The organism is Eleftheria terrae (genome assembly GCF_030419005.1).
Lineage (GTDB): Bacteria > Pseudomonadota > Gammaproteobacteria > Burkholderiales > Burkholderiaceae_C > Caldimonas > Caldimonas terrae.
Genome location: NZ_CP106952.1, coordinates 734,805 through 756,447 on the forward strand (window position 1 = coordinate 734,805; position 21,643 = coordinate 756,447).

Consider the following 21,643-nt stretch of genomic DNA (forward strand, 5'->3'; position numbering starts at 1 on the left):
CACCTTCCCCTGACCCGTCTCTGCTTCCTGCATGCCGGCCCGATGCGGCCGCGCGCGGAGCTGTTGCTAGGACTCGCACGATGGCTTTCGATTTCCCCCTCACCGCGTCGCAGCGCGACATCTGGTTCGACCAGTGGGTGCACAGCGGGCTGCCGCTGTACAACATCGGCGGCCATGTGCGCATCGACGGGCCGCTGGACCGGGCCCGCTTCACCGAGGCGCTGGAGCTGCTGACCGCCAAGCACGACCACCTGCGCCTGGTGCTGGCCGAGCCGGCCGCCGCCGGCCAGGCACCGCGCCAGCGCTGCCTGCCCCGACTGGCCGCCGACCCCGGCTGGCACGACTTCAGCGGCGAGGCCGATGCCCCGGCCCGCGCGCTCGACTGGATGCAGCGGCGCTTCCGGCAGCCCTTTTCGCTACAGCCCGGGCGGCCGTTGTTCCGCCACGACCTGGTGAAGGTGGGCGAGGGCTGCCACTACTGGCTGATGCAGTACCACCACCTGATCGCCGACGGCGCCGCCATCGCCTTGCTCAACGACTCGATGGCCGGTCTCTACACCGCCTTGCTGCGCGGCGAGGATGGCCAGCGCCAGGCGCCGTCCTACCTGGCGCAGGTGCGCCAGGACGAGGCCTACCTGGCCTCGCCCGCCTTCACGCGCGACCGGCAGTACTGGCTCGACAAGTACCGCAGCCTGCCGGAGCGGCCGTTTCCAGCACGGCAGGGCGCGCGTGCCGCGGCCGGCGCTGCGCCGAGCGGCAGCCTGGGCCTGGCCCTCCCGCGCGACCGGTATGCCGGCCTGCAGGCGCTCGCCGCGGCCGAGGGCAGCAGCGTCTTCCACCTCCTGCTGGGCGCCTTGTACGTGCTGTGGTCGCGCCTGAGCGGGCAGCGCGACCTGGTGATCGGCCTGCCGGTGGCCAACCGCACCGATGCCGCGTCGCGCGCCACCGGGGGCCTCTATGTCAACGTCTGCGCCCATCGCTTCGACTTCGACGACCGGCTTGGCTTCCGTGCCCTGTTGCAGGGCGTGCGCCGCATGCTGGCGCGCGACTGGCGGCACCGGCGCTTCCCGCTCGGCGATTTGCAGCGCGAGCTGGGACGGCAGGGCGGCGCTGGCGCCAGCTTGTTCGACCTCAGCGTGTCCTACGAGCCGCATGGCCACGACGTGGCCTTCGGCCCGGCCCGCGGGCGTTCCACCGCGCTGCTCAATGGCGCCCAGCAGACGCCGCTGACCGTCTTCATCCGCGAGTTCCATGCCGAGGGCGAGGTGCGGCTCGACCTGGTCTACAACGAGGCGCATTTCGACACGGCCGCCATCGAAGCCCTGCAACAACGGCTGCCTGCGCTGCTGGCCGCGGTGCTGCAGGCGCCCGACACCCCGCTGCACGCACTGCCGCTGCTGACCGCCGGCGAGCGGGCCCTGATGGCGGCGGGCAACGCCACCCATCGCCCCTATCCGCGTGACAGCAGCGTGGCAGAGCTGTTCGCGGCCCAGGTCCGCCGCACGCCCGGTGCGGTGGCGCTGCAGCACGGCGGCCTGCAGCTGAGCTACGCCGAGCTGGACGGCCGGGCCGAGCGCCTGGCGCGCCGGCTGCTCGGCCTGGGCGTGCAGCCCGGCGACGCGGTGGCGGTGGTGCTGCCGCGGTCGGCGGAGCTGGTGGTGGCCGAGCTGGCAGTGCTGCGCTGCGGTGCGGTCTATGTGCCGCTGGACCCGCAGGCGCCGCCTGCCTGGCTGGAGACGGCGCTGCAGGACTGCGCCGCGCGCCTGCTGTTGACCGACACGACGGCCCGCCTTCCCGAGCGCCCGGCATGCCGCCGGCTGCATGTCGACGCCCTGGCGGACGAGGCCGCTGCGCCGATGGCCGGCCAGCCCCTTGCATGGCCCACGGCGGCCGGCGGGGCGGCCGCGGCCCGCGTGATGTACACCTCCGGCTCCAGCGGCCGGCCCAAGGGCGTGGTGGTGCCGCACCGGGCCATTGCCCGCCTGGTGCTCGACAACGGCTATGCCGACTTCGGCCCGGGCGACCGGGTGGCCTTTGCGTCCAACCCGGCTTTCGACGCTTCCACGCTGGAGGTCTGGGCGGCCCTGCTCAACGGCGGCCGGGTGGTGGTGCTGGAGCAGGCGGTGGTGCTGTCGGCGCCGCGGCTCGCGCAGGCACTGCGGGCCCACGGCATCACGGTGTTGTGGATGACGGTGGGCCTGTTCAACCGCCATGCGCTGCAACTGGGCAGCGTGCTGCGCCAGCTGCGCTACCTGATGGTGGGCGGCGACCGGCTGGATGCGGCCCTCATCGCCCAGGTGCTGCGCCAGCACCCGCCGCAACGCCTGCTCAACGGCTATGGCCCCACCGAGTGCGGCACCTTCGCCACCACCCATGCCATCGAGCGGGTGGACGACCCGGCCGAAGGCATTCCGATCGGCCGGCCCATCGGCAACACCACCGTGCATGTGCTGGACGCACACCGCCAGCCGGTGCCGGTGGGGGTGGCTGGCGAGCTGTACATCGGCGGCGACGGCGTGGCGCTGGGCTACCTGGGCCAGCCGGCGCTGAGCGCCGAGCGCTTCCTGCCCGATCCCTTCACCGCGCAGCCGCAGGCCCGGCTCTACCGCAGTGGCGACCTGGGCCGCTGGCGGTCCGACGGCACGCTGGAGTTTCTCGGCCGCAGCGACACGCAGGTGAAGATCCGCGGCTTCCGCGTCGAGCCGGGCGAGATCGAGGCGGCCCTGGCCTGTCACCCGGCGGTGCGCCAGGTGACGGTGCAGGCGCGGTCCGACGGGGGCGCCGAGAAGCGGCTGGTGGCTTACTACACCGCGGCCGGGGACGAGGCGGCCGATGCCGCCTCGCTGCGCGAACACCTGGCCGGCCGCCTGCCGGACTACCTGCTGCCGGCCGCCTATGTGTGGCTGGAGCAGCTGCCCCTGACGCCCAACGGCAAGCTCGACTGGCGGGCCTTGCCCGAACCCGGTGTGGCCGCCCATGCGGCCGCCGCCTTCGAACCGCCGCGTCCCGGCCGCGAAGCCGTGCTGGCCAGCCTCTGGCGCGAGCTGCTGCGGCTGCCCCGGGTGGGCCGGCAAGACCATTTCTTCGAGCTGGGTGGCCATTCCCTGCTGGCCGTCAGCCTGATCGAGCGGCTGCGCCGCCAGGGGCTGGTGCTCGACGTGCGCGACCTCTATGCCACGCCGACGCTGGCGGCGCTGGCGCCCACCCTGGAGGCCGCCGTGGCAGCGCCGGAGCTGCCGGCCAACGGCATCCCGCCGGGCTGCACCGACATCGAGCCGTCGATGCTCGGCCTGGTGCAGCTGGATCGGCAGGAGATCGGCCGCATCGTCGCCCGGGTGCCGGGCGGCGCGGCCAACGTGCAGGACATCTACCCGCTCGCGCCCTTGCAGGAAGGCATCCTGTTCCACCACCTGATGGCCCGCGGCGCCGATCCTTACCTGCTGCACGGCCTCTATCGGTTTGCGAGCCGACAGCGGCTGGACGCTTTCGTGCAGGCGCTGCAGGCGGTGGTGGACCGGCACGACATCCTGCGCACCGCGGTGCTGTGGGACGGGCTGAAGCAGCCGGTGCAGGTGGTGTGGCGGCAGGCGCCGGTGACGGTGGAGGAGGTCGCCTTGCGGCCGGACGAGGGCCCGGTGGCCGAGCAGCTGGAGGCGCGCTTCGGCCCCCGCTCGCAGCGGCTGGACGTGCAGCAGGCGCCGATGACGCGGCTGTGGGTGGCCCGCGAGGGCGAGCAGGGCGGCTGGCTGGCCCTGCAGCAGTTTCACCACCTGGTGATGGACCACACCACCTTGCAGGTGGTGTGGCAGGAGATGGGCCTGCTGTTGCAGGGCCGCGGCCAGGCCTTGCCGCCGCCGCGCCCCTTCCGCGACTTCGTGGCCCATGCGCGTCTCGCCGGGCCGCAGCAGGTGCGGGCGCAGGAGGACTTCTTCCGCAGCCGGCTGGGCGATGTGGAGGAGCCGACGCTGCCGTTCGGCCTGGCCGAGGTGAGCGGCGACGGCGCGCCGCTCGATGCGGCCCGCATCCGGCTGGCACCGGCCCTGCTGCAGCAGCTGCGTGGCGTGGCGCGTGCGCAGGGGGCCAGCCTGGCCGGCCTGCTGCACCTGGCCTTTGCGCTGGTGCTGGGGCGCGTCGCCGGCCGGCAGGACGTGGTCTTCGGCACCGTGCTGTTCGGCCGCCTGCAGGGCGGCGAAGGGGCGGACCGCATGCCGGGCCTGTTCATCAACACGCTGCCCTTGCGCCTGCGGCTCAAGGACGCGGGCGTGGCCGAGGCGTTGCGCCAGGTCCAGGCCGAACTGGCCGGGCTGATGGGCCACGAGCATGCGCCGCTGGCGCTGGCCCAGCGCTGCAGCGGCGTGGCGGCCGGCAGCCCCCTGTTCAGCGCGCTGTTGAACTACCGCCACGGCGAAGCCGGGGCGGCCGATGCGGAGGACGGCGGCAGCATGCCGCGCTGGGAGGGCATCGAGCTGCTGCATGCCGAGGAGCGCAGCACCTATCCGCTCAGCCTGGACGTGGATGACCTGGGCGCCGCGATGGCACTGACGGCGCGCATTGCGGCGCCACATTCGGCCTCACGCTTGCTGGGTTGGATGACGGCGGCGCTGCAGGCCCTGGTGGCCGCGCTGCAGGAGGCGCCGGCCACGCCGCTGCAGGCGCTGGCCGTGTGGCCGGACGACGAGCGGCAGCACTGGCTGGCAGTCTCGCGCGGCGAGCCGGCCAGCGATGCCGGGCCGGCCGGGGTGCACCAGCTCTTCGAGGCGCAAGCGGCCCGCACGCCCGAGGCGACCGCGCTCCTGCAGGACGACAGGCGGCTGAGCTACCGGGCGTTGAACGAACGCGCCAATGCGCTGGCCCGCCACCTGCGGGAGCTCGGCGTGGCGCCCGAGCAGCGGGTGGCCGTCTGCCTGGAGCGCAGCCTGGAACTGGTGGTGGCCTTGCTGGCGGTCTGGAAGGCCGGCGGTGCCTATGTGCCGCTCGACCCCGATCTGCCCACCGAGCGGCTGGGCCAGATGCTGGACGACAGCCAGCCGGTGGCCGTGCTGGTGTCGACAGCGACACGCGCCGTGCTGCATGGGCTGCAGATGCCGGGCCGGGTGGTCGACGTGGAAGGCGATGCGGCCCTGTGGGCCGGCCGTCCGGTGCACGACCTCGATGCCGGTGAGGCGGTGGCCGAGCGCCTGGCCTATGTGATCTACACCTCCGGCTCGACCGGTCTGCCCAAGGGCGTGATGAACGAGCACGCCGGGCTGCGCAACCGCCTGCTCGGCATGCAGGCCGACTACCGGCTGCAGCCGCGGGACGTGGTGCTGCAGAAGACGCCCTTCGGCTTCGACGTGTCGGTGTGGGAGTTCTTCTGGCCGCTGCTGGCCGGGGCCGGCCTGGCGCTGGCGCGGCCGCAAGGGCACAAGGACCCGGCCTACCTGGCCGAGGCGATCGAGCGGTACGGCGTCACCACGCTGCATTTCGTGCCGTCCATGCTGCAGCTGTTCGTCGAGCAGGCCGACCCGCGCCGCTGCGCCAGCGTGCAGCGGGTGCTGTGCAGCGGCGAGGCCCTGCCCGGCGCCCTGGCAGGCCGGCTGCGGCGCATGCTGCCGCAGGCCCGGCTGTACAACCTCTACGGCCCCACAGAGGCAGCGATCGATGTGACGGCCTGGCCGGTGGACGCCGCCACGCTGCCGGACAGCCTGCCCATCGGGCGGCCGGTCAGCAACACCTCCATCTATGTGCTCGATGTCGAGGGCCGGCCGACGCCGATGGGCGCCATCGGCGAGATCCACATCGGCGGTGCGCAAGTGGCACGCGGCTACCTGAACCGGCCGGAGCTGACGGCCGAGCGCTTCGTGAAGGACCCGTTCGTCGACGATCCGCAAGCGCGGATGTACAAGACGGGCGACCTGGGCCGGTGGCTGGCGGACGGGACGCTGGAGTTCCTGGGGCGCAACGACCACCAGGTGAAGCTGAGGGGTTTCCGCATCGAGCTGGGGGAGATCGAGGCGCGGCTGCTGCAGCACGGCGCGGTGCGCGAGGCGGTGGTGCTGGCGCGGGAGGACCAGCCGGGCGACAAGCGGCTGGTGGCCTATGTGACCTTGAGGAGCGAGGCCAGCGCCGAGGCGCTGAAGCAGCACCTGGCCGCCCAGCTGCCCGAGTACATGGTGCCGGCGGCCTATGTGGTGCTGCCGGAGCTGCCGCTGACGCCCAACGGCAAGCTCGACCGCCGTGCGCTGCCGCAGCCCGAGGGCGCGGCCTATGTGTCGCGCCGCTACGAGGCGCCGGTCGGCGAGGTGGAGGCGACGCTGGCGGGCCTGTGGGCCGAGCTGCTGAAGCTGGAGCGGGTGGGGCGGCACGACCACTTCTTCGAGCTGGGCGGGCATTCGCTGCTGGCGGTGCGGCTGCTGTCGCGGGTGCGGCTGGCGCTGTCGGTGGAGCTGGGGCTGGACGAGCTGTTTCGCCGAGCCACGCCGGCGGCGCTGGCGCAGGCGGTGCAGGGCGCGGTGCGCAGCGAGCTGCCGCCGATCGAGGCCGGGGCGGCGCAAGCAGGCGGGCCGGTGGCGCTGTCGTTTGCGCAGCAGCGGCTGTGGTTCCTGTCGCAGATGGAAGGGGCGAGCCGGGCCTACCACCTGCCGCTGGCCTTGAGGCTGGAAGGCGAGCTGGATCGCGGGGCGCTGCGGCGGGCGCTGGACCGCATCGTGGCGCGGCATGCGGCACTGCGCACGCGCTTCGTGGCGGGGGCCGATGGGCAGCCGGTGCAGGTGGTGGAGGCCGAGGACCGGGGCTGGCCGCTGCGCGAGCACGACCTGAGCGAGGCCCCCCACGCGGTGCAAGCGCTGGCGCAGGAAGAAGCGCAGCAGGACTTCGAGCTGGAGCGCGGGCCGCTGGTGCGGGGCCGGCTGGTGAAGCTGGGCGGGCAGGTGCATGTGCTGATGCTGACGCTGCACCACATCGTCACCGACGGCTGGTCGATGGGGGTGCTGCTGCACGAGCTGTCGGCGCTGTACGGGGCGTATGCGCGCGGCGAGGGGGACCCGCTGGCGGCCCTGCCGATCCAGTACGCCGACTACGCGCAATGGCAGCGGCGCTGGCTGGGTGGAGCGGTGCAGCAGGAGCAGCTGGCCTACTGGCGGCAGGCGCTGCAAGGTGCCCCGGCCTTGCTGGAGCTGCCCACCGACCGGCCGCGCCCGGCGTTGCAGGACCACCGTGGCGCCACGGTCCCCATCGAGATCGACGAGGCACTGACTGCCGCCGTCAAGGCCCTGGCACAGCGCCATGGCGCCACCCCCTTCATGGTGGTGCTGGCCGCCTATGCGCTGGTGCTCGGTCGCCTGGCGGGGCAGCACGACGTGCTGATCGGCGGTGCCGGTGCCAACCGCGGGCGCGCGGAGCTGGAGCCGATGATCGGGCTGTTCGTCAACACGCTGGTGTTGCGGCTGGACCTGGCCGGCCCGGCCACCGTCGCCGGCCTGCTGCAGCGGGCCCGCGACTGCACGCTCCAGGCGCAGCGCCATGAGGCGCTGCCCTTCGAGCAGGTGGTGGAGGCGCTCAACCCGCCGCGCAGTGCTGCCTACAGCCCCTTGTTCCAGGCCGCGCTGGCCTGGCAGGAGGGGGTGGACCCCATCGACGGGTGGGCCGGCCTGCGAGTGATGCCGCAGGCCATGCCCCACCCGGGTGCCCAGTTCGACCTGACGCTCGACCTGGCCGAGGTGCAAGGGCGCCTGGTCGGTGGCCTGCACTACGCAAGCGCGCTGTTCGAGCGCTCCACCATCGTGCGCTGGTCGAGTTGTCTGTGCCAGGCCCTCGCATCGATGGTGGCCGACGAACAGGCGGACATCGAGGCGATCGACCTGCTCGGCGACGCGCAGCGGCAGGCGCTGCTGGTGGACTGGAATCGCACCGCCTGCCCCTACCCGCAGGACCGCTGCGTGCACCAACTGATCGAGTCCCAGGTGGTGCGCACGCCAGACGCCGTGGCGCTGGTGCAGGGCGACCAGGCGCTGAGCTATGCAGAGATGAATGCCGAGGCCAACCGGCTGGCGCGGCGGCTGCGGCAGCTGGGGGTGGTGCCGGATGCGCGGGTGGGCCTCTGCCTGCCGCGCGGGCCGCAGATGGCGGTGGCGGTGCTGGCGGTGCTGAAGGCCGGTGGCGCGTATGTGCCGCTGGACGCGAGCTACCCGGCGCAACGGCTGCAGCACATGCTGCAGGACAGCGCGCCGGTGGTGGTGCTGTGGGCGGCCAGCGTCGGCGAGGCGGTGGCGCAGGTGCTGAAGCAGGCGGCTCCGCTGCTGGATGTGGAAGCCGACCGCCCGCTGTGGCAAGACGAGCCGGCCGACGATCTGGCCTGTGCAACGCAGCCGCAGCACCTGGCCTACGTGGTCTACACCTCCGGCTCGACCGGCATGCCCAAGGGCGTGGCCGTCGAGCACCGGGGGGTGTGCAACCTGGCGCAGGCGCAGGTGGCGGGCTTCGGCATCGAGGCCGGCAGCCGGGTGCTGCAGTTCGCGTCCTTCAGCTTCGATGCGTGGGTGTCGGAATGGGTGACGGCGCTGAGCTGTGGGGGCAGCCTGCACTTTGCGCCGCCGGGCACGGTGCTGGCGGGCGAGGCGCTGCTGCAGGCGCTGCAGCAGGGCCGCATCAGCCATGTGACGCTGCCGCCGGCGGTGCTGGCGGGGCTGCCGGCCACGGCGACGCTGGCACCGGTGAGCACGCTGGTGCTGGCGGGCGAGGCGGCGTCGCCCGCGCTGGTGCAGCGCTGGGGCGAGGGCCGGCGGGTGATCAATGCCTACGGGCCGAGCGAGACCACGGTGTGCGCGACGATGCACCGGTGCGAAGGCCCGCTGCAGCACAGCGTGCCGATCGGCCGGCCGATCGCCAACACGCGCATCTATCTGCTGGATGCGCAGGGCCGAGTGGTGCCGGTGGGCGTAGCGGGCGAGATCCACATTGGCGGCGCGCAGCTGGCACGTGGCTATCTGAACCGGCCGGAGCTGACGGCCGAGCGCTTCGTGAAGGACCCGTTCGTCGACGATCCGCAAGCGCGGATGTACAAGACGGGCGACCTGGGCCGGTGGCTGGCGGACGGGACGCTGGAGTTCCTGGGGCGCAACGACCACCAGGTGAAGCTGAGGGGCTTCCGCATCGAGCTGGGGGAGATCGAGGCGCGGCTGCTGCAGCACGGCGCGGTGCGCGAGGCGGTGGTGCTGGCGCGGGAGGACCAGCCGGGCGACAAGCGGCTGGTGGCCTATGTGACCTTGAGCAGCGAGGCCAGCGCCGAGGTGCTGAAGCAGCACCTGGCCGCCCAGCTGCCGGAGTACATGGTGCCGGCGGCCTATGTGGTGCTGCCGGAGCTGCCGCTGACGCCCAACGGCAAGCTCGACCGCGCGGCGCTGCCGCAGCCCGAGGGCGCGGCCTACATCAGCCGCGGCTACGAGGCGCCCATCGGCGAGGTCGAGACCACACTGGCCCAGCTGTGGGCCGAGCTGCTCAAGGTGGAGCGGGTCGGCCGGCACGACAACTTCTTCGAACTCGGTGGCCATTCGCTGCTGGCGGTCAGCTTGATCGAGCGCCTGCGCCAGGCCGGCCTGCCGCTGGACGTGCGGTCCCTGTTCGCCACGCCCACGCTGGCGGCACTGGCGCTCAGCATCGGTGGCGGCGTGGCCGCGGTGGAGGTGCCGCCCAACCGCATTCCACCCGGATGCACGGCCATCGAGCCGGAGATGCTGAGCCTGGTGCAGCTCAGCCGCGATGAGATCGCCCAGGTGGTGGCCAGCGTGCCCGGTGGCGCCGCCAACATCCAGGACATCTACCCGCTGGCGCCCTTGCAGGAAGGCATCCTCTTTCACCACCTGATGGCCGATGCCGAGGACGTGTACCTGACGCCCGCGCTGATCGCCTTCGACAGCCGGCAGCGGCTCGACGCCTACCTGAGCGCCCTGCAGGCGGTGATCGACCGCCACGACATCCTGCGCACCTCGCTGTGCTGGGAAGGGCTGGCCGAGCCGGTGCAGGTGGTGTGGCGGCGGGCAAGCCTGCCGGTGGAGGTGCTGCGGTTCGACCCCGCCGCCGGCGATGTGGCGGCGCAGCTGCGCGCTCGTCGGGGCAGTGGCCGGCTGTCGCTGCAGCAGGCGCCGCTGATGGACGTGGCAGTGGCCGAGGACCGCGCCCAGGGCCGCTGGCTGGCCTTGCAGCGCTTCCATCATGTGGTCATCGACCACACCACGCTGGAGATCCTGCTGCAGGAGATCCAGGCGCTGATGCTGGGGCAGGCGCTGCCCCAGCCCCTGCCCTTCCGCAGTTTTGTCGCACAAGCCCGCCGGGGCCTGCCGCGGGAAGAACACGAGCGCTTCTTCCGGCAGCTGTTGGGCGGGGTGGACACGCCGACGCTGGCCTTCGGGCTGGAGCCGGCGCGGCTCGACGTCGCCCGCCTGGCCACCGCACGCCGGCGCCTGGACAGCGGCCTGGCCCGCGCGCTGCGCGAGCAGGCGCGCCGCCTCGGGCTCGGTGCCGCCAGCCTGTGGCACCAGGTCTTTGCACTGGTGCTGGCCCGGCTGGCCGGGCAGGACGAGGTGGTGTTCGGCACCGTGCTGTTCGGCCGCATGGCCGGCAGCGCCGGCGCCGACCGGGTGCCGGGCCTCTACATCAACACGCTGCCCTTGCGGCTCGATGCCGGCGACAAGCCGGTGGCCGAGGCGCTGCGCCAGGCGCATGCGCAGCTGGCCGCGCTGCTGCGCCACGAGCAGGCGCCGCTGGCGCTGGCGCAACGCTGCAGCGGGGTGCCAGCGCCGCAGCCGCTGTTCAACGCCCTCCTGAACTACCGCCACAGCCGCGGCGACGCCGGCAACCCAGGGGCGGCCGCCGGCTGGCAGGGCATCGAGATCCTGTCTGCCGAGGAGCGCAGCCACTACCCCATGAGCGTCGACATCGACGACCTGGGCGACGACTTCCTGCTCACCGTGCAACTGCCCGCCGAGCTGCAGCCGCAGCGGGTGGGCGACTGGCTGGTGCAGGCCGCCGAAGGCCTGGTGCAGGCGCTCGCCGAGCGACCCGGGCAGCCGCTGTGCGAGATCGAGGTGCTGCCGCCCACCGAGCGCCGCCGCCTGCTGCATGGGGCCAACGACAACGCGGCCGAGCTGCCGGGCGAGCGCAGCCTGGCGGCCCGCTTCGAGGCCCAGGCTCGGCGCACGCCCGACGCGATCGCGCTGGTGCACGAGGGCCTGCAGCTGAGCTACGGCGAGCTGGAGGCACAAGCCAACCGGCTGGCGCACCACCTGGTGGCCGCCGGCGTGGGGGCCGATGAGGCGGTGGCCCTCTGGGTGCCGCGCAGCATCGAGATGGTGGTGGCCGTGCTGGCGGTGCTGAAGGCCGGCGGTGCCTGGGTGCCCCTCGACGTGGCCAGTCCACCCGAGCGGCTGGCCGCCTTGCTGCAGGACTGCAAGCCCCGCCTGCTGCTGGCCCAGGCCCTGCCGGGCGGGGCGGGCCTGCAGCCGCTGCAGGCGGCCTGCGCCCGGCTGCCGCAGCAGCTGCCGGTGCTCGACCTGGTGGCCGATGCCGCCCTGTGGCAGCACCGGCCGGCGCAGCCGCCGCAGGCCGGCGCCCGGCCCGGCGACCTGGCCTATGTGATCTACACCTCCGGCTCCACCGGTGCGCCCAAGGGCGTGATGGTCGAGCATGGCGGAGCCTGCAACTACCTCGCGGCGCTGCAGGCGCAGGCCGGCTTCGGCCCGCAGGACCGGGTGCTGCAGTTCGCGGCGCTGCATTTCGATGCCTCGGTGGAGGAGATCTTCGCCGCGCTCGGCACCGGCGCCACGCTGGTGTTGCGCACCGATGACTGGCTGGCCGATGCCGAGCGGTTCTGGCAGCTGTGCGAGACGCACGGCATCACCGTGGTGGACCTGCCGACCCGCTTCTGGCAGCAGGTGAGCGAGGCGCCGGCCGGTGTCCTGCCGGCATCGGTGCGGCTGGTCATCATTGCCGGCGAGGCGGTCGAGCCAGCGGCACTGCAGCGCTGGCTGCAGCGGCCCGGCCACCGCCCGCGGCTCTTCAATGCCTACGGCCCCACCGAGACCAGCATGATCGTCACGCTGCACGAGCCGCAGCCGGGCGACCCGGTGCCGGCCTGCATCGGCCGGCCGCTGGCCAACAACCGCATCTACCTGCTGGACCGCCGCGGGCGCCCGGTACCGCAGGGCGTGGCCGGCGAGATCCATGTGGGCGGCGCGCAGCTGGCGCGCGGCTACCTGGGCCGCCCAGACCTGACGGCCGAGCGCTTCGTGCGCGATCCCTTCGTGGACGAGCCGGCCGCCCGCATGTACCGCACCGGCGACCTGGGCCGGCTGCTGCCGGACGGCAACCTCGAGTTCCTGGGCCGCAATGACTTCCAGCTCAAGCTGCGCGGCTTTCGCATCGAGCCGGCCGAGATCGAGACCCGCCTGCTGCAGCACCCTGCGGTGGCCGAGGCCGTGGTGCTCGCCCGCGACGACACCCCCGCCGGTACCCAGCTGGTGGCTTACTACACGGCCCCCGCCGGCCCGCTCGACGCGCTGGCCCTGCGCGAGCACCTGGCGCAGGCGCTGCCGCCCCACCTCATGCCCGCAGCCTGCATGCACCTGCCCCGGCTGCCGCTCAATTCGGCCGGCAAGCTGGACCGCCGGGTGCTGCCGGCGCCCGACGCGCAAGCCTACGCGGCCCAGGCCTGGGAGCCGCCGCACCCCGGCATCGAGGCCACCCTCGCACGCATCATCGGCGAGCTGCTGCAGCTTGAGCGGGTGGGCCGGCACGACAGCTTCTTCGCGCTTGGCGGGCATTCGCTGCTGGCGGTGAGCCTGATCGAGCGGCTGCGCCGGGAAGGCCTGCAGGCCGATGTGCGCGCGGTGTTCGCGGCCCCCAGCGTGCAGGCGCTGGCCGCCTCGCTGCAAGACGCAGCGACCGCGGGCGGGGAGGGCGCAGCGCCACCCAACCGCATCCCGCCGCAGGCCCATGCCATCACGCCGGACATGCTGAGCCTGGTCACGCTGGCGCAGGGCGACATCGATCGCCTGGTGGCGCAGGTGCAGGGCGGCGCGCCCAATGTGCAGGACATCTACCCGCTCGCGCCGCTGCAGGAGGGCATCCTGTTCCACCACCTGATGGCCGCCCGGGGCGACGTCTACCTGAGCCCCGCGCTGCTGGCCTTCGACAGCTGGGAACGCCTGCAGGCCTACCTGCAGGCCTTGCAGGCGGTGGTCGACCGTCACGACATCCTGCGCACCGCGGTGCTGTGGGAGGGCCTGCCCCAGCCGGTGCAGGTGGTGTGGCGGCGCGCCCCGATCGCGGTGGAGACGGTGCTGCCCGATCCGCAGGGCCCGTCGGTGGCCGAGCAGCTGCAGGCGCGCTTCGACCCGCGCCACTGGCGCATGGACGTGCGCCAGGCGCCCCTGCTGCGGGTCTTCGTGAGCCATGACGCGGCCCACGGCCGCTGGCTGGCACTGCAGGTGTCGCACCACCTGTGCGCCGACCACACCACGCTCGAGATCGTCGAGCAGGAGGTGGCGGCCCACCTCGACGGGCAAGCCGACCGCTTGCCGGCGCCGCTGCCTTTCCGCGAGTTCGTCGCACGGGCCCGGCGGGCGGCGGCCAGCGCCGAACACGACACCTTCTTCCGTGAGCTGCTCGGCGACGTCACCGAACCGACGCTGCCTTTCGGCCTGCAGGAGACGCCGGGGCTCACCGAGGCGAGCGACGAAGCACGCCTGGACCTGCCCGCGGGCCTGGTCGCTGCGCTGCAGCAGCAGGCGCGCCGGCTCGGCGTCAGCACCGCCAGCCTCTGCCATTTCGCCTGGGCCCAGGTGCTGGCGCGCCTGTGCGGGCGCGACGACGTGGTCTTCGGCACCGTGCTGTTCGGTCGCATGCAGGCGGGCGAAGGGGCCGACCGCGTGCCCGGGCTGTTCATCAACACCCTGCCATTGCGCCTGAAGCTCGACGCCACACCGCTGCCCGACGCGCTGCGCCAGACGCACGAGCGGCTCGCCCGCCTGCTGCACCATGAGCACGCGCCGCTGGCGCTGGCCCAGCGCTGCAGCGGCGTGGCGGCACCGGCGCCGCTGTTCAGCGCCCTGCTGAACTACCGCCACAGCCGGCCCCGCGCCAGCGGGCAGGAGCCGGCCAGCCGCCTGTGGCAGGGCATGCAGCTGCTGCAGGCGCAGGAGGGCACGCCCTATCCGCTGACCCTGTCGGTGGACGACTATGGCAGCGCGCTGGCGCTGACGGCGCAGGTGCGCCCGCCCCTGCAGCCGCAGCGCCTGTGCAGCTTCATGGCCACCGCCCTGGAGCGGCTGGTGCAGGCGCTGCAGCAGACGCCGTGGCTGCCCGCACAGGAACTCGACGTGTGGCCGGATGAGGAGCGGCAGGCCGTTGCGGCCTGGAACGCCACCGACGCTCCCTATCCGCAGGACCGCTGCATCCACGAGCTGGTCGAGGCCCAGGCGGTCCGCGCGCCGAACGCGCCGGCGGTGGAGCAGGGCGGCCGCCACCTCGACTATGCCGGCCTGAATGCCGAGGCCAACCGGCTGGCCCGCCTGCTGCGCCGCCGGGGCGTCGGCCCCGACCGCTGCGTCGCCTGCTGCATGGAGCGCGGGCCCGAGATGGTGGTGGCCTGGCTGGCCGTGCTGAAGGCCGGCGGCGCCTACCTGCCGCTGGACCCGGCGCTGCCGGGCGCGCGCCTGGCCGCCATGATCGAGGACAGCGCGGCGGTGCTGCTGCTCGGTTGCGGCGAGCTGCCGGCCGGCGTGGCCGGCACCGGCGTGCCGGTGCTCGACCTCGGCCGCGATGCCGGGGGCTGGGCCGGCGAGCCGGCGCACGACCTCGGGCGCGAGGGACAGGCCCCGTCCGACCTGGCCTACGTGATCTACACCTCCGGCTCCACCGGCCGGCCCAAGGGCGTGATGGTGGAACACCGCAACCTGGCGCACCTGGTGGCCTGGCAGCAGCAGGCCTTCGGGCTGGCCGCCGGGCAGCGGGTGTCCTGCGTGGCCGGCATCGGCTTCGATGCTGCCGCCTGGGAGGTCTGGCCCACGCTGTGCAGCGGCGCCACCTTGCTGCTGGCCCCGCCGACGCGCCATGACGTTGCCGCGCTGCTCGACTGGTGGCAGGCCCAGGCCATGGACCTCAGCTTCCTGCCAACGCCGGTGGCCGAGCTGGCGCTGGGCGCCGGCCTGCGGCCGCCCGGGCTGCGCCGCCTGCTGGTCGGCGGCGACCGCTTGCGCCAGCGACCGCCCGGCCTGCCGTTCGAGCTCATCAACAACTACGGACCCACCGAGGCGACGGTGGTGGCCACCTCCGGCCCTGTCGAGCCGGGCGAGGGGCTGCCCGGCATCGGCCGGCCGATTGCCAACACCCGCATCCACCTGCTCGACGCACGCGGCCGGCCGGTGCCGGTGGGCGTGCCGGGCGAGATCCACATCGGCGGCGCCGGCGTGGCCCGCGGCTACCTGGGCGAGCCGGTGCTCAGCGCCCAGCGCTTCCTGCCCGACCCTCAGGCGGCGGCGCCCGGCGCCCGGCTGTACCGCACCGGCGACCTGGCGCGCTGGCTGCCCGGCGGCGAGGTCGAGTTCCTTGGCCGCAACGACCACCAGGTGAAGATCCGCGGCCTGCGCATCGAGCTGGGCGAGATCGAGGCCTGCCTGGCGCAGCACCCGGCAGTGGCGCAGGCCGCCGTGGTGGTGGAGGGCGAGGAAGGCAGTCCGCGGCAGCGCCTGCTGGCCTACTACAGGCCGTCGCCGGGCCCGGCGGTGGCAGCCGAAGCCCTGCATGCCCACCTGGCAGCAGCGCTGCCGGCGCACATGGTGCCGGCCGCCTTCATGCCACTGGACACGCTGCCCCTCACGGTGAACGGCAAGCTCGACCGTCGCGCGCTGCCGGCGTTGCCGGCCGCCCAGGCGCAGCCCGACAGCGAGGCGGCCGCGCCGGTGGGCGCGCTGGAGGCGAAGCTGGCCGAGGTCTGGGCCGACGTGTTGCAGCTCGACCCGCTGGGCCGGCACGACAACTTCTTCAGCTGCGGCGGCAACTCGCTGCTGGCTGTCGGCCTGGTCGAGCGGCTGCGCCAGCTCGGCGTGCCGGCCGATGTGCGGCTGCTGTTCGCGGCACCCACCGTGGCGGCCCTGGCCGCCGCGCTGCGCGGGCGTGAGGCCGGCGTGATCGAGGTGCCGCCCAACCGCATCCCGCCCGGCTGCACCCGGCTGACGCCCGAGCTGCTGCCGCTGGTGCGGCTCGACGCCGCCGCCATCGAGGCCATCGTGGCCAGCGTGCCGGGCGGCGCAGCCAACGTGCAGGACATCTATCCGCTGGCGCCGCTGCAGGAAGGCATCCTCTTCCACCATCTGCTGGCCGGCCGGGCCGATCCCTACCTGCTGCGCGCGGTCTACCGCTTTGCCGACCGGGCGGCCGTCGAGCGCTTCGTCGGCGCCCTGCAGGCCGTCATCGACCGGCACGACATCCTGCGCACGGCGGTGCTGTGGCAAGGGCTGCCCGAGGCGGTGCAGGTGGTATGGCGGCAGGCACCGGTGCCGGTCGAGGAAGTGCAGCTCGATCCGGCGCCGGGAGAGACGGCGACGCAGCTGCTCAAGCGCCTGGAGGCCACCCGCCGCGGGCTGGACATCGCCCAGGCGCCGATGACCCGGCTGCAGGTCGCCCGCGACCCGGTGCGGGGCGACTGGCTGGTGGTGCAGCTGGCCCACCACCTGGTGCTGGACCACACCTCGCTGGCCATCGTGCGGCAGGAAATGCTCGCGCTGATGCGCGATGCCGCGGCGTCGCTGCCGCCGCCCCAGCCCTTCCGCGACTTCGTCGCCCGGGCCCGGCTCGAGGTGCCCCGCGAGCAGCACGAGGCCTACTTCAGGCAGCTGCTCGGTGACGTCGACACGCCGACCCTCGCCTTCGACCTGGCCGACGTGCAGGGCGATGCCCGCCGCACCGTCGCTGCCAGCCGGGTGCTGGAGCCGGCGCTCGCGCGGCGGCTGCGCGGGCAGGCGCGGGCGCTGGGCGTGAGCCTGGCCAGCCTGTGTCACCTGGCCTTCGCCCAGGTGCTGGCGCGCACGTCGGGGCGCGACGACGTGGTGTTCGGCACCGTGCTGCTGGGCCGCATGGGTGGCGCCGCGGCCAGCGTGCCGGGCCTGTTCATCAACACCTTGCCGGTGCGCATCCTGGTGGGCGAGGCCAGCGTGCAAGACAGCGTGCGGCAGGTGCACCGCCACCTGGCCGAGCTGATGCGCCACGAGCATGCCCCCCTCACGCTGGCCCAGCGCTGCAGCGCGGTGCCACCACCGGCGCCGCTGTTCAACACGCTGTTCAACTACCGCCATGGCGATGTGGCAAGGGAAGTGGCCGGCAGCGAGGTGGAGGTGCTGGAGGAGCACGAGCACAGCAACTACCCGCTGGGCCTGTCGGTCGACGACCTGGGCGAGGGCCTGGCCATCACCGCGCAAGCCCAGGCGCCGGTCGATGCGCAGCGCGTCTGCACCTACATGGTCACCGCGCTCGACGGGCTGGCCCAGGCGCTCGAGCAGGCGCCCGAGCGGCCGGCGCGCGAGGTCGAGGTGCTGCCCGAGGCCGAGCGGCATGCCCTGCTGCAGGGCTGGAACGACACCCGCGCACCCTATGCCGATGACCGCTGCTTCCATGAGCTGTTCGAGGCCGAGGCGGCCCGCCATGCCGACGCGCCGGCTGTCGTGCAGGGCATCCGCGTGCTCAGCTATGCCGAGCTGAACGCCCAGTCCAACCGCCTGGCCCGCCATCTGCGCAAGCTGGGCGTGGGACCCGAGGTGAGGGTGGCCATCTGCGCCGAGCGCGGCCCCGAGATGGTGGTGGCGGTGCTCGCGGTGCTCAAGGCCGGCGGGGCGTATGTGCCGCTGAATCCCGAGCATCCGGCCGACCGGCTCGCCTGGCAGCTGCGCGACAGCCAGCCGGCGGTGCTGTTGCAGCACACCCGCCAGCCCGTCGCCGGGCTGCAGGAGCTGCCGGCCGAGGTGGTGCGTGTCGACCTGTGGCGCGACGGCCACCGCTGGGAGCACGAGTGTTCGGCCGACCTGTTGCGCCAGGGGCTGACGCCCCGGCACCTGGCGTATGTGATCTACACCTCCGGCTCCACCGGCCAGCCCAAGGGCGTGCTGCTCGAGCACCAGGGGCTGTGCAAGCTGGTGGCGGCGCAGCGCCAGGTGTTCGGGCCGGGGCCCGGCCGCCGGGTGCTGCAGTTCGCCTCGTTCAGCTTCGACGCGTGGATCTACGACCTCGCCATGGCCCTCTGCCATGGCGCCTGCTTGCACTTCGCCAAGCCGGGCACCGTGCTGGCCGGCGACGCACTGGTGCGCACCGTGCGGCAGCAGCGCATCACCGACGCGACGCTGCCGCCGGCCGTGCTGTCGGCCCTGCCCGAAGGCACCGACTGGCCGACCCTGCACACGCTGACGGCCGCCGGCGACATCTGCAGCGAGGCGCTGGTGCAGCGCTGGGCGCCCGGCCGGCGCTTCTTCAACGGCTACGGGCCCACCGAATGCACCGTGTGGACCACCGTGCACCGCTGCGACCCGGCCGACACCGGTCGCCCGCCCATCGGCCGGCCGCTGCCCAACACCCGGGTCTATGTGCTGGACCGGCATGGCCGGCCAGCGCCGGTGGGAGTGAGTGGCGCGCTGTACATCGGCGGCGTCGGTGTGGCGCGCGGCTACCTGGGCCGCCCGGCATTGACCGACGAACGCTTCCAGCCCGACCCATACGCGCCCGAGCCCGGTGCCCGCCGCTACCGCAGCGGCGACCTGGCCCGCTGGCGCGCCGACGGCAGCCTGGAGTTCCTGGGCCGGGAGGACTTCCAGGTCAAGCTGCGCGGGCTGCGTACCGAGCCGGGCGAGGCCGAGGCCCGGCTGCAGCTGCATCCCGATGTGCGCGAAGCCGTCGTGCTGGCGCGCGATGACGGCCGGGGCGACAAGCAGCTGGTGGCCTACTACACCACCCGCAGCGCACGCCCGGGCGAGCCGCTGGACCCGCTGGCGCTGCGCGAGCACATGGCGGCGGCCCTGCCGGAGCACCTGGTGCCGGCCGCCTTTGTCGCGCTGCCCGCCCTGCCGCTCACCGTGCACGGCAAGCTCGACCGCGCGGCGCTGCCGGCACCGCGCGAAGCGGCCTACGGGCAGCGCGGTTACGAGCCGCCACGCGGCCCGGTGGAGACCGCCCTGGCGGCGCTGTGGGCCGAACTGCTGCAGCTGCCACGTGTCGGCCGGCATGATGGCTTCGTGGCGCTGGGGGGGCACTCCATCCTCGCCACCCAGCTGCTGTGGCGCATCCGCGAGCAGTTCCAGGTCGAGTTGCCGCTGCGCACGCTGATGCAGGCCGCCGACCTGGCCCAGCTGGCGCACAGCATCGAGACGGCATTCGCCGAAGGCGGCCGCAGCGGCCCCATGGAGCCGGACACCCTCGACCTGCGCGGCGAAGCCCGGCTGCCGCCGGAGATCCGGCCGCTCGGCCCGCTGCCCGCCACCCGGGAGGCGCCCGTGCGCGCCATCTTCCTGACCGGTGCCACCGGCTTTCTCGGCGGCTTCCTGCTGCAGGAGCTGCTGCAGTCGAGCCAGGCCGACATCCATTGCCTGGTGCGTGCCGACGACGATGCGGCCGCTGCGCTGCGGCTGCGCGACGCGCTGGCCCGCTATGGCCTGGCCGAGGCGGCCGCCTCGCCGCGGGTGCGGGCGGTGGCCGGCCATCTGGAGCAGCCGGGCTTCGGCCTGCCGGCCGAGCGGCTGCAGCGGCTGGCCGAGGCGGTGGACCAGATCGTCCACTGCGCGGCGGTGGCCAACTTCGCCTATGCCTACCGGCAGCTCAAGCCGGCCAATGTGCTCGGCACCCAGGAGGTGTTGCGGCTGGCCTGCCGCGGCGTGCCCAAGCCGGTGCACCACATCTCCACGCTGTCGGTGCTGCCGCAGGCGCCGGCGGGCGCCGACGCTGCGCCGAGCGACGGCTATGGGCAAAGCAAGTGGGTGGCCGAGCGGCTGGTGCAGGAGGCCGGCCGGCGCGGGCTGCCGGTGGCGGTCTACCGCATGGGGCGCATCACGCCGCACAGCGCCACCGGTGCCTGCAATCCCGACGACCTGGGCGTGCGCATCGCCCGCGCCTGCCTGCAGGCCGGTGCGCTGCCCGACGGCGACTGGAGCCTGCCGCTGAGCAATGTCGACCACCTGGCCCGCGTGATCGTGCGGCTGGTGCTGCAGGGCGACGGCCTGGGCGGGCCGGTGGTGCACCTGCCGCCTGCAGCGCAGGTCAGCTCCCGCCAGCTGGGCCAGTGGCTGCAGGACAGCGGCTACCTGCTGCGGCGCATGCCGGCGGCGACGCTGCTGGAACAGCTGGCCCGCGCCGCCCGGCATGACCCGGCCCACCCGCTGTACACCCTGGTGCCGATGCTGCCCGCCGCCGCGGTGGACGACAGCACGGCGGCTGCCGCCCCCCCGGGCGAGGGCACCGCACCGCCCACGGCGGCCTCGGCAGCCGGCAGCACCGCCTGGCAGGCCGGGCCGGCCGGCGCCATTCCCCACCCGAGTCCGGACCCCGAGATGCTGCGCGCGGTGCTGGCACATCTCGCGGGCCGCGGGCTCATCAACGCTCCAACCACCGGGTGGAGCACTTCGTCATCCCAAGAGGAGTTGCAGGCATGAACCCAGCCAGCCGCATGGCCCAAGTGGAGCGCATCGAGCCTCCCAGCAAGGAACATTTCTATGAGCACTATGTGAATGCCAACCGGCCGGTGGTGCTGGCCGGTGCCGTCAAGCACTGGAAGGCCAGCTCCTGCTGGAGCATCGACTACCTGAAGTCCGCCATCGGCGACATCACCGTGCCGGTGGAGGTCTCGAGCAGCGGGCATTTCCCGGCCGACGTGCAGAAGATCGGCATGCGCGAGATGACGGTGAGGGAGTACATCGACACCAACATCCTCTCGCGCCCGGCGGGTGAACGGCATTACCTCTCGCAGGCCTCCATCCCCGACCTGTTCCCGACGCTGATGCAGGACATCGACTACCCCGTCTACCTCGACACCACCCGGCCGCCGCGCGTGAACCTGTGGTTCGGTGCCGCCGGTACGCAGACGCAGCTGCACTACGACGACTCGCACAACCTGTTCGCGCAGCTCAGCGGCAGGAAGCGCTTCCTGCTGTTCTCCCCGGGCGATTCACGGCGGCTGTACCGCTATCCGCTGAAGCACTGGTACGCGCACTTCAGCCGCATCAACACCGCCACGCCGGACCTGCAGCGCTACCCCCGCTTCGCCGCGGCGCAGCCGATCGAGTGCACCCTGGAGCCCGGCGATGCGCTGTTCCTGCCCACCTTCTGGTGGCACCAGCCGGCCTGCATCGACGATTCGGTGTCCATCAGCATGTGGTGGAGCCCCGAGCTGAAGAAGTGTCTGCGCTTCCGGCAGTTCTACTGGTCGGTGGGCAACTTCGCGCTGGCGGTGGCCGGCCACCTGGGACAGGTGATCCGCGGCCGCGGCGGCCCGGCGGCGGCCTCGTGAGCGCCGCCGGCCTTGCGCGACAGCTGCCGGTGGCCCGAGGCAGGGGCGGCCCGCATGACGCGGCGCGTCGCAGCGGACACAATCCTTGCTTCCGACCCGCGCACGGGCCCGCGCCAGGCGGGCCTGCACCGC

Annotated in this window: 2 protein-coding genes; both read left to right on the plus strand. The window is 73.5% G+C overall.

Annotated features, from left to right (window positions below; all coding sequences use genetic code 11):
• The first annotated feature begins 80 nt into the window (after positions 1-80).
• The gene (locus N7L95_RS26895) at positions 81-20,657 is read left to right on the plus strand and encodes a non-ribosomal peptide synthetase (RefSeq protein ID WP_301260701.1); all 20,577 of its coding nucleotides are present in this window, start codon (positions 81-83) and stop codon (positions 20,655-20,657) included.
• A complete protein-coding gene (locus N7L95_RS26900) occupies positions 20,654-21,511 on the plus strand; it encodes a cupin-like domain-containing protein (protein ID WP_301260702.1) in 858 nt (285 codons plus the stop codon). Before N7L95_RS26895 ends, N7L95_RS26900 begins: the two co-directional genes overlap by 4 nt.
• The last annotated feature ends 132 nt before the right edge of the window (positions 21,512-21,643 follow it).

What these genes read in the sequence shown, in the direction of transcription:
- N7L95_RS26900 (WP_301260702.1), top strand. Translation starts at nt 20,654, where the DNA reads ATGAACCCAGCCAGCCGCATGGCCCAAGTGGAGCGCATCGAGCCTCCC.
- N7L95_RS26895 (WP_301260701.1), top strand. Translation starts at nt 81, where the DNA reads ATGGCTTTCGATTTCCCCCTCACCGCGTCGCAGCGCGACATCTGGTTC.